Genomic DNA, 10,389 nt, shown 5'->3' on the forward strand with positions numbered 1-10,389 from the left:
TATAGAGAAATAGTCGCAAAATTTCACGATTCATCTCCTCTGGTGGTGTGCTTCAGAAAATGTATTAACTCTTGCCTATAAAGAAATAGTCAGAAAATTTCACCATTCATCTCCTCTGGTGGAGTGCTTCAGAAAATGTATTTACTCTTGCCTATAGAGAAATAGTCAGAAAATTTCACTATTCATCTCCTCTGGTGGGGTGCTTCAGAAAATGTATTTACTCTTGCCTATAGAGAAATAGTATTGGATTGACACAACTAAAACTATGCAGAGCAATTTTTTCTAACAGATCATTTTAGCTGTGTCATTCCAGTAAAGTATTAATACCTCACTAAACTAGCCAAGATACCAACTAAACAACTTTTCCAGAACTAACTTCCGACTCCAAATTAAACAAAAGCTGTAAAGTTTCCATCGCATGACGCCTCGCCTCAATATCCTGTTGCGCCCTTAACTGAACCATTGGATCGTGCAAAATCTTATTCACAATACCCCTAGTCAAAGCCTCAATAACCTCTTGATTTTTTCCCGCAAATTCTGAACCCAACCGAGACAAAGCTTTCTCTAATTCCTGCTCCCTAATAGTCTCTATTTTTTCTCGTAAAGAATTAATAATCGGAACCGTTTCTAAACTCTTCCACCACACATCAAAAGCCTCTACTTCCTCCTCCAATAAAACCTCAGCCTCCATAGCCATTTGCCGACGACTTTCTTGATTTTGAGCTACAACTTCCTTTAAATCATCAACATTAAAACAACTAACATTTGATAACTCATTCACATCAGTAGCAATATTACGAGGAACAGAAATATCCACCAACATTATAGACTTTGAAGAATCTAAAATCACCTCTAACTTAGCCTTATCCAAAATCGGTTCAGTTGCACCAGTGCTAGTAAAAACTAAATCAGAATCAGCAATAATTCTATCCATTTCTGACAGAGAATAAACACTAATATCAGCACCCTTAAAACCATTAGCTAAATCCTGAGCGCGTCCGACAGAACGATTAATAATAGATATCTTACTTGCACCTTTAGCCAATAAATGTTGCACCAATAACTTTGACATTTTACCAGCACCAACAATAGCAACTTGATAATTAGATAAATCCTCCAACTTCATCTGAGCTAACTCCACCGCAGCCGAACTAATAGAAACAGCACCAGTACCAATACTCGTTTCCGTCCTTACCCTTTTTCCAGCAGTTACAGCTTGCTTAAATAAACGATTAAGAATCCGTCCAATACCCTTATATTGTTGTCCTAGTTTATGAGTTTGTTTAACCTGAGATAAAATTTGTCCTTCACCCAAAACTAAACTATCCAATCCAGCAGCAACCCGCATTAAGTGCATAATAGAATCTTCATGGAGAAGCATAAATAAATGAGGGCGAAGCTGATTTAAAGGTATTTTACTAGAATCAGAAAGAAACTGAGTTACTTCCCGAATACCAGGCTGCATTTCATTAGTAACTACATAAATTTCTAAACGATTACAGGTACTTAAAATACCTACTTCTTGAGTATAAGTTCCACTGCACAATTGAGTAATTGCATTTTGTATTTCTGTTTCTGGAATACTTAATTTTTCTCGAACTTCAACCGGAGCTGTTTTATGACTAAGTCCTATTACTGCGATATTCATATTAATTTTTAAAAGTGTTAAATTTTTGTTATTTGAAGAAAGAAGTTTATCAGCATTCAGTTATCAGCTATCAGCTAGCTTTCTGCGGAATGCTGTGCAAACCGAATGGGGTTGCATTCAGAAAATCTTATCTAAAACTTGAAAATTGTTTTCAATAAATATAAGTTTTAAAGTTGGCTTTGATAGTAAGATTCAATTTACCTCAATAAAGCCAAGCTTTTATCTCAAACAAAAATAAATAGCTGACTGCGGAATGCTTACATTACGATAAATTACTCAAAAAAAATTAGGCAGGCTTTATTAAATATTAGGCATCTAGTACAGGAATCAGTCAACAGTTAATATCTGTAATCTGTTTCTTAAAAAACCTCCACTATATTTTATTTTGTCAATTTATAGATGAATTCTAAAAGCTTATAGCTAGCTAAAGTTTTTGTACCTAAATATTAAACTTAAAACCCAACCCCAAACATTAACAATTCTTCAACCATCTGTATTGATTTTAGGAATTAATTATGACCAAACAATAATGTTTCAAGTCTTTATATTTCGAGGGGTGAAAACAAATCAAATTCAGTTTCTTTTAGAACTTACTGAATAATTAATAATTAGATAACTAGATAACTAGATAATTAGATAATTTAGGTTAAAAGTATAGCCTTTTAAGGAGAGGTAATTATCAATTATCCATTATCCATTAACGAAACAGAAACCAAGTTTATCCACGAAATTTCTTTATTTGAAAGAGAATAATTCAGGGAAATCAACCTGGTTTCTTGCTTAGTCAGCCTAAGTTTTGTCTATTTTAGTTGGTAAGCATTCAGCAGTCAGTTATCAGCTAGCCTCCTTTGGAGGAACTGCGTTAACAGCTTTTGAAGCAAATCTATAATTTCCAGCCATAAACATACATATGTTTGATAACTTTATTGCGCTTGAGCTGATTGCTGACTGCCAATAGCTGAATGCTTACTTTAGTTGTAATGTTTTGGATTGTCCAAACATATGTATAGTATCTACAAATCGAACAGTTTTTGACTGAGAAGAAATAATCAAACTTTGGGTGCGAGCGCCACCAGGGAAGAAACGTACACCTTCCATTAGAGTACCAGGAGTAATACCACAAGCTGCAAATAGAACAGTTTCTCCAGAAGCTAACTCCTCAGCATTGTAAACCTTGTCTGGTTCTTCAATACCCATCTCTTTGAGTCGCTTCATGTTATCTTCCTTGCTTTCTCCAATTAAACCAGTTTTAACAATAGCTGGATCATAAATCAGTTGTCCTTGGAAATGGCCTCCTAAAGCACGCATCGCTGCTGCCGAAATTACTCCTTCTGGAGCAGCACCAATACCCATCAGAGCATGAATGTTTGAACCTTCAAATGCACAGGAAACTGCTGCAGAAACGTCACCATCAGCAATTAGACGAACTCTAGCACCAGCTTGACGAATTTCATTAATTAAGTCTTTATGACGAGGACGATCCATTACTACAACCACTAATTCCTCAACAGCACGTTCCATGCAATCTGAAATAATTTTCAGGTTTTCAGTAGCAGATTTGTTTAAATCTACATGATTTTTAGCTACTGCTGGTGCAGCTAATTTTTTCATATAGACATCTGGGGCTGCCAATAAACCACCTTTCTCAGAAATAGCTAATACTGCCATAGAACCATTTTGACCATAAGCTACTAGGTTTGTACCTTCGCAAGGGTCAACTGCTATATCAATTTCGACTAGCTGTTCTATATCACAGACTTCTTTCGCATTAGGCTGAGTACAAATTCCTACTTGTTCTCCAATATAGAGCATAGGTGCTTCATCTCGCTCCCCTTCTCCAATCACGATGCGGCCTCTCATGTGAATTTTGTTCATCCGTTCCCGCATTGCTTCTACAGCTACTTCGTCTGCTGTATTTTTCTCACCTTTTCCCATCCAACGAGCAGAGGCGATCGCTGCTTGTTCTACTACTTCGATAATCTCTAAACCAATTACGTTATCCATGAATTTTTATTGTCCTGATTGTTAAGGAAAGCTTTTTTGTTTTACTTTCTCAGTGTTAAAGTCTATCAGAGGCGGGGATCAAGTTAGGAGTTTGTAGGGGGTTAGTTGATGTAAAGTTTTATTGAGATAGTCACAAGTCAGTATTCAGAAGTCAGGAGTCAAATAATTGATAATGGATAATTGATAATGGATAATTGATAATTAGGGTCTGCTCAAAAGTCTTGATAAGGATATGGGGTGATGGGGAGGTAGAGAGTAATTTTTTTGCCCAACCAACTATGTATGTGCCCAAAATACGCTCCTTTTTAAACCTTTTTGACCTAAAAGCTGACACTTTTTTCAGAATTAAATTTTCTAAAAGCTTTGTCTGTAAATGCTTTCAGGTTTCCATACCCAAGCCCTAATATAGGCATCCTCAAAGATAAAACAGGACTTACTCAGGCAAACTTAGAAACAAACCCAGAAACCCGGTTTTTGCTAGATGTTTATTGTGAAAAACAATAATTTACTGTAGAAACCGGGTTTCTTTGTGTAAGTCCTAATCAAAATTAAGCTCAAATTAGTAAATCTGGAAAGAAAAAACGTGAGTAGTAAAGTTATTGTGATTACTGATTCTCAGTTTCAAGCTGAAGTCCTTAAGTCAGAAAAACCTGTATTGGCTTATTTTTGGGCTAGTTGGTGTGGTCCATGTAAATTGGTGGCTCCTTCTATAGAAAAGGTGGCCAGTGAATATAGCGATCGCCTAAAAGTAGTCAAGATGGAGGTCGATCCTAATCCTGAAACTGTGAAGCAGTATCAGGTAGAAGGACTTCCTGCACTTAGACTGTTTAGGAATCAGGAATTATTGCTTTCCTATGAAGGAGGGATTACACAGAAAAAGTTAGTTGAGATGTTAGAACCTCATTTAATAATTAATAATGGATAATTAATAATTGATACTCCCTTCCTGTTAGAAGATTACCTAGCTAAATTTGACTATAAAATATATGCTTCAATAATCTAAATGATTATAATCTTGTGTCGGGAAGGGAGTAATTTCAGTTATCAGTTATCAGCCAATACGGTTCAGTTAAGGATTTTTTTGGCAGTTTTGTAGTCTGAAAAGCTTATAGAATAGTTCCATATCATAAAAGTTTTCGTTTTAACTGAACCGTATTGAGTTATTAGCAAAGCTTAAGCATAACCATCATATTTAGGGTTTGCTGAAAAAGTCTTTTGGCTAGGAGTAGGGCAGCAGGAAAGTAGGGGAGTAATTTTTTTTGCCCAACTTTTGCCCAAACAAAATAGTGACATACATGAGCATTAAGACCAGAAAACCAGGTACTTTTTCCAGACATAAAAAGGCTAAAAGATTTATATCTCAATGCTTTGATATTTGATCGGCAAACCCTAATTGGAGATAGTTTATAGTTTTCATTATTAATTATTAATTACTTAGATGCAATTATCAAAACGTTTAGAACCCCTCAGTTCTAATGTCTTTGCTGATATGGATATGGCTAAGGCGAGGGCAAAGGCAGCAGGACAAGATTTAATAGATTTGTCTTTGGGGTCTTCTGATTTACCAGCGCCTCCCCATGCTTTAGCAGCGATCGCTCAATCTCTACAAGATTCTGCTACTCATGGTTATTGTTTATTTTCTGGCACTCAAGCTTTTCGGCAAGCAGCAGCTCAGTGGTATAATAATAAATTTGGCATTTCTGTAGACTCGGAAACTGAGGTTTTAGCTTTAATTGGCTCCCAGGAAGGTACGGCTCATTTACCTTTAGCTGTTATGAATCCTGGGGATTTTGCTTTGTTACAAGATCCTGGTTATCCTTCTCATAGTGGTGGGGTGCATTTGGCAGGAGGTCAGATTTACCCAATGCCTTTATTAGCAGAAAATAACTTTTTACCCGTTTTGGCAGATATTCCTCAGTCTGTCTTAGCTCAAGCAAAAATGATGGTCTTGAGTTATCCTCATAATCCCACCACGGCGATCGCTCCTTTATCCTTTCTCCAAGAAACTGTCGCTTTTTGCCAAAAACATAATTTGGTCTTAGTTCACGATGCTCCTTATATAGATTTTATTTTCGATACATTTTCTGAAGCTCCCGGTAAACAGACTCTTGCCCCCTCGATTTTTCAAGCTGACCCAGAAAAAACTGTTTCTATAGAATTTTTTACTATGTCTAAATCTTATAGCATGGGAGGTTTCCGTATAGGTTATGCCATTGGTAATGCTCAATTAATTCAAGGTTTGCGACAGGTTAAAGCTTGTATAGACTTTAATCAGTATCGGGGAATTTTCAATGGAGCGATCGCTGCCTTAACTGGTCCCCAAGAGGTAGTCAGAGAAACAGTGGACATTTTTCGGCAACGGCGGGACATTTTTGTTAAAGCATTGGAAAATATTGGTTGGCCTGTACCTATGCCATCAGCCACCATGTATGTTTGGGCAAAGTTGCCAGAATTATGGGCAAATGATTCTGTGGGCTTTTGTGTGAATTTAGTGGAAAATACGGGGGTAGCAGTTGCCCCTGGAGTTGGTTTTGGTAAAGCGGGAGAAGGGTATGTGAGGTTTGCTTTAGTACATAAAGCAGAAATTTTGTCAAGAGCTGTGGAAAAAATTGCAGGATTTTTACAACTGTAGGGGCAGGTTTGACCTTAGTTATCAGTTATCAGTTTGGGGATAAATAATTGTGGTTTATAGAGGCAGGTTTCATCATTGACTTTGATGGTAATGGGGGGGGTGGGTTTATGAAATTTATGGTTGAGTATTTTATTTTCTAGATTAACCCACCCCTACAGGTGAATTATATTGTAGAGGCAGGTTTGCTCATTGACTTTAATAGTAATAATTGAGTGAAATAAACCTGCCCCAAATAAATCCATTGAAAAATTGTAGAGGCAGGTTTCATCATTAATTTGAATAGTAATAATTGAGTGAAATAAACCTGCCCCATTAATTTTGATGGTAATGGGGGGGTGGGTTTATGAGATTTATGGTTGAGTATTTTATTCTCTAGATTAACCCACCCCTACAAATCAAGTTAATTATTATTAATAAAATATAGAGGTAATTTTTTAATTAATCATTATTTCCGTGTAACTACATAAGTAATTATGACTATATTTTAAGAGGACTAAAACTTTACTGAAACTTCATATAAAACTATAGACATCTGATTAAAACCCGTTTATGATGTAGTTAAGCTAAAGAAAAGAAACTTAAACTAACTGGCAAATAATATCAAACCTAATATTAAGTGCATCCTTATATAAAAGAGTCAACAAGAATTATAAGTTTGAGTGATTTAAAACACACATAATATCTTATTGCTCTTCGGTAAATAAATTTAATAGAAAAATTTCCAATTCACCAGTCATTTATAAAGTTTTTCGGCCTAGCTAACTTTTATTAGACGTAAATCAAAATTAAGGAAAAAAATCATGACAGGATTAGTTAAGAAATTTTTAGCAAGCGCTTCTGTTATTGTTGGTATGAGTGCAGTTATTGGCGCTCCAGCAATGGCGGCTAAATTTACTGTTTCTGGGGATGACTATAATGTGTATGACAGTTATAACCGTTTTGGAAAAGCTCAAGAAGATACTACTTTCAAAGTATCTCAAAAACAGGTGAATAATTTTGGTGGCATAAATAAGGTCATAGATTACATTTTAGCAGGAGACAGCGGCACACCAGGTGCAAATATTGAATTAGGTCAATCAGAAGGTAATAATTCCATAGTTAAAATCAACTTTCAAACTGAAAGTGGTAAGAACGTTACAATCAGCAATGATATTAAATGGACTGAAGAGCTTTCTAGAAATTGGTTTTCTGGAATTTGGGAGCAGGTACAACAAGCAACAATAGAATCTAAGAAGGAGGCTTTTGCAGAATCCTATGCAATAAGATATGTGGAATCTACTAGCGATCCAAATTACAATGTCCGCAAGCAGCAAGGAAAACAAATTTTTGAGACTTCTTACAGAAAACTGTACGAGAATTATGAACAGGCATTGAGTAGTTTGATAGGGCTTTCATCCGATGATGCTTATGATAAGCTGGGTGGCTGGGTAGACGATATCCTCGCGATGGCTACTGACCCTAACATCTCCTACATATATGAAGATGCAGGGAGTCTTACAGTTGGTTTAGCAGGTCACTACAATTTAGCTGACCGAATAGCAGGAGGGCTAGCCGAAAAACGCGATTTATTAGCATTCTTGTTAGAAGGTGTTCAAGGTAGTGAGATCTTTGCATATAACATTGATGGAAAGACTGGTTATGGTTGGAGTAATTCTGCTACTTATTCTGGATTAAAGGAGAAAAGTGATGGTTTTTCCCATAGTGGTAATTATGAAGTTACCATCGATGTACCTGAGCCTTCTACTATATTAGGTCTAATTGCTATTGGTAGTTTAGTTGTTGCAACTAAGCGTAAGTCTGCAAAGTAAAATTTTTGAAAAGTAAAGTATAATTTTAGAAAACTATTAACTGAAACAGTTTTTCTATTTATTAATCAGTATGAAATTATGGAATAGGGAGTCAACTAGACTTCCTTATTTTTTTGTTTTGTTCTCTTGGTATATTTTATAGCAATGAGCGCTCAGGTATTTACAAAGCCCAGATCAAAGTACATTCTAGATAAGGTGTACAAAAAATAATGTGTAAATATTAAGTGCGCTCATTACTATAAGTCCTAAAAATAAAAAAACCTCTTATCTCAGAGGTTTTTTTGGCTAATGATATAGTTCAGATTTAACTTATTAAACAAGAAGAGATTTTTCTGAGGCAAAACGTTGATTAATCACCATAAACCTTACAATCACTTGTGATTTCCACATATTCTAAAGCTTTATAATAGTCGTCAGGATAACCATTTTTTAAACATATTGCTGCTTCTATAGCTGGGTCAGGATTACCCATTAAAAAAGTAGTTAATCTGCTTGCCGCTTGTTGGGGACTGTTAGCAACACATACTTTAGCAGAATCCGATAATGCCAGAGCAGCAGCAACTGGGTCTGTTATTTTACACCAAGACTTCTGTCCTTCTGATACTGATACTTCTTTAGGATCCTTCAATAAATCTACAACATCTGGTACATCCGGATATTCAAGTTTTAGTTCTTCGTATGTTGGAAATGAAGGTTCTGTAGTTTCTGGAAATACAGATTCTTCGTTTGATTCTTCTTTAGGGGTAAACATTCCGGCTCCAGCATTTGAGGTAAAGCCTAAATTCAAAACTAGGGTAGAAGCTATAGCTATTAGTAACTTTTTCATAGGTTTTTTTGTGGTTATTTTCAAAATTTAAGATTGACAAGTAAATTATTACCCATGGAAACCTATGGAATTAGGTTTACTCATTAACTTAATCTTTAAGATGATTCTTGGCAGTTTTAATTGCTGCAACTGGAAAATTATTTTAGTTAGTAGTCTAGTAATGTATTATAAGCACAAAAAAAGAGGAGCGTCAATTAGAGTAAGCACGGAATTATTTATGAAGTTATTTTAAAGTTTTAGAAATGGTAGGCAAATTAATAAGGCTATGATAAATTGTCGCTCTAAAATTAGTTTTTTGAGTGACTAAAAAAATATACTTTGGTATTGCCTCTAATTTTATTATAGGTACTGAAAATTATTGTTCTATAATAAATTTTTAGCTTGGCGATCGCTAACCAAACTTTATCTATTAGGTTAAAGTTAAAAACAGGATAAAATTATGGACAACTAAGCTATTAAATTTAAACTATGAAGGGAAGTAATATTAGTCCAGTACCAGCTTTAGCAGCTAAGTTTATGAAATTAGCTGGCATTATCATGGTACTTTTCACAATTATCAATTCTGTTTTACTATTCTTTCCTCCAAATCTTGGGGATGTAAGCTGGCAACTCAGTTTCACGAGACAGATAATTGAACAAGGTGTTTTACCAATTATAGGAATAGCTCTCATGTTTTGTGGTTATGCTTTTGAAGAGATTATTGGTATTGCTCCAGCACAAACAAAAGTAAGTTGGAATAGCTTAAAGTTCTGGATTTACTTACTATCTTTCTTTTTCGGGATTATGTTTTTGCTATTAATTCCTTTACACATTAACACTGAAGTAATGAGAAGTAATCAAAATGTTGAGAGGCTAAATGAGGAAGCTGTTATTGCTCAAAAACAATTAGAAGAACGTCTAGGTGAAAGACAAAGTTCACTGGATAGTTTACTGAAAAATAATCAGAAATTAGAAGAATATATTAGTAGGGAACAACTTAGTGAAGAGCAAATAGCTGAGTTAGAAAGGTTAAAAAATAATCCAGATGCTTTAAAAGTAAGAACAGAAGAAATTAGGAAGCAATTGATAAAGCAATTAGAGCAAAATACACAAAGAGCGCTACAAAATACGCAGCTTGCAGCAGTTAAGTCTACTGTGAGAATAGGTTTAACAAGTTTATTATTAGCAAGTTGTTATTTAACTATTGGTTGGAGTGGGTTTACGGGTAAACCGAGAAGAGTTCGCTAATTCAAAATAATTGTCGGGGCAGGTTTGGGTATTGATTTTGATATTGGTAATTAAGTTAACTAAACCTGTTGTTAATCTATAAATAAATATTGTGCAATTTAATTTAATTTTTTAGGAATTTTTGGTAATGGGGGGTGGGTTGATTTAGCTTATTTTTAAGTATCATAATTTTCTGGAGAAACCCACCCCTACGGATTAATTTTTATGGAATTTATGGTAATAGGGGATGAGTTGATTTAGCTTA

At 35.1% G+C, this 10,389-nt stretch carries 7 protein-coding genes; 4 read left to right on the forward strand and 3 right to left on the reverse strand.

The window, feature by feature from the left end; translation table 11 throughout:
• Positions 1-352: 352 nt before the first annotated feature.
• Positions 353-1,648, reverse strand: coding sequence for a glutamyl-tRNA reductase (locus tag VKJ25_RS23675; protein WP_324239113.1), 1,296 nt, complete (start codon positions 1,646-1,648; stop codon positions 353-355).
• Between the two features lie 966 nt (positions 1,649-2,614).
• Complete coding sequence (gene glpX, locus VKJ25_RS23680) at positions 2,615-3,652, reverse strand: class II fructose-bisphosphatase (protein WP_324239114.1); 1,038 nt, start codon at positions 3,650-3,652, stop codon at positions 2,615-2,617.
• A 583-nt stretch (positions 3,653-4,235) separates the two neighbouring features.
• On the opposite strand from glpX, the gene VKJ25_RS23685 reads away from it, so the two are divergent.
• From VKJ25_RS23685 to VKJ25_RS23695, 3 genes are all read left to right on the forward strand, one after another.
• Positions 4,236-4,577 (forward strand): thioredoxin family protein, encoded by a 342-nt coding sequence (locus tag VKJ25_RS23685; protein ID WP_324239115.1) that lies wholly within the window; start codon positions 4,236-4,238, stop codon positions 4,575-4,577.
• A 513-nt stretch (positions 4,578-5,090) separates the two neighbouring features.
• On the forward strand, positions 5,091-6,284 hold the full coding sequence (locus tag VKJ25_RS23690) for an LL-diaminopimelate aminotransferase (RefSeq protein ID WP_324239116.1): 1,194 nt from the start codon (positions 5,091-5,093) through the stop codon (positions 6,282-6,284).
• Between the two features lie 800 nt (positions 6,285-7,084).
• Complete coding sequence (locus VKJ25_RS23695; RefSeq protein WP_324239117.1) at positions 7,085-8,092, forward strand: NF038130 family PEP-CTERM protein; 1,008 nt, start codon at positions 7,085-7,087, stop codon at positions 8,090-8,092.
• Between the two features lie 349 nt (positions 8,093-8,441).
• Here VKJ25_RS23695 and VKJ25_RS23700 read toward each other — a convergent pair whose 3' ends face one another.
• Positions 8,442-8,942: a hypothetical protein gene (locus VKJ25_RS23700; protein ID WP_324239118.1), complete on the reverse strand. Its 501-nt coding sequence runs from the start codon at positions 8,940-8,942 to the stop codon at positions 8,442-8,444.
• Positions 8,943-9,386: 444 nt separating this feature from the next.
• On the opposite strand from VKJ25_RS23700, the gene VKJ25_RS23705 reads away from it, so the two are divergent.
• Complete coding sequence (locus VKJ25_RS23705; protein WP_324239119.1) at positions 9,387-10,145, forward strand: HpsJ family protein; 759 nt, start codon at positions 9,387-9,389, stop codon at positions 10,143-10,145.
• Positions 10,146-10,389: the final 244 nt, after the last annotated feature.

Source organism: Okeania sp., from assembly GCF_035285525.1.
Taxonomy (GTDB): domain Bacteria; phylum Cyanobacteriota; class Cyanobacteriia; order Cyanobacteriales; family Microcoleaceae; genus Trichodesmium.

What these genes read in the sequence shown, in the direction of transcription:
- VKJ25_RS23675 (WP_324239113.1), bottom strand. Translation starts at nt 1,648, where the DNA reads ATGAATATCGCAGTAATAGGACTTAGTCATAAAACAGCTCCGGTTGAA.
- glpX (WP_324239114.1), bottom strand. Translation starts at nt 3,652, where the DNA reads ATGGATAACGTAATTGGTTTAGAGATTATCGAAGTAGTAGAACAAGCA.
- VKJ25_RS23690 (WP_324239116.1), top strand. Translation starts at nt 5,091, where the DNA reads ATGCAATTATCAAAACGTTTAGAACCCCTCAGTTCTAATGTCTTTGCT.
- VKJ25_RS23695 (WP_324239117.1), top strand. Translation starts at nt 7,085, where the DNA reads ATGACAGGATTAGTTAAGAAATTTTTAGCAAGCGCTTCTGTTATTGTT.
- VKJ25_RS23705 (WP_324239119.1), top strand. Translation starts at nt 9,387, where the DNA reads ATGAAGGGAAGTAATATTAGTCCAGTACCAGCTTTAGCAGCTAAGTTT.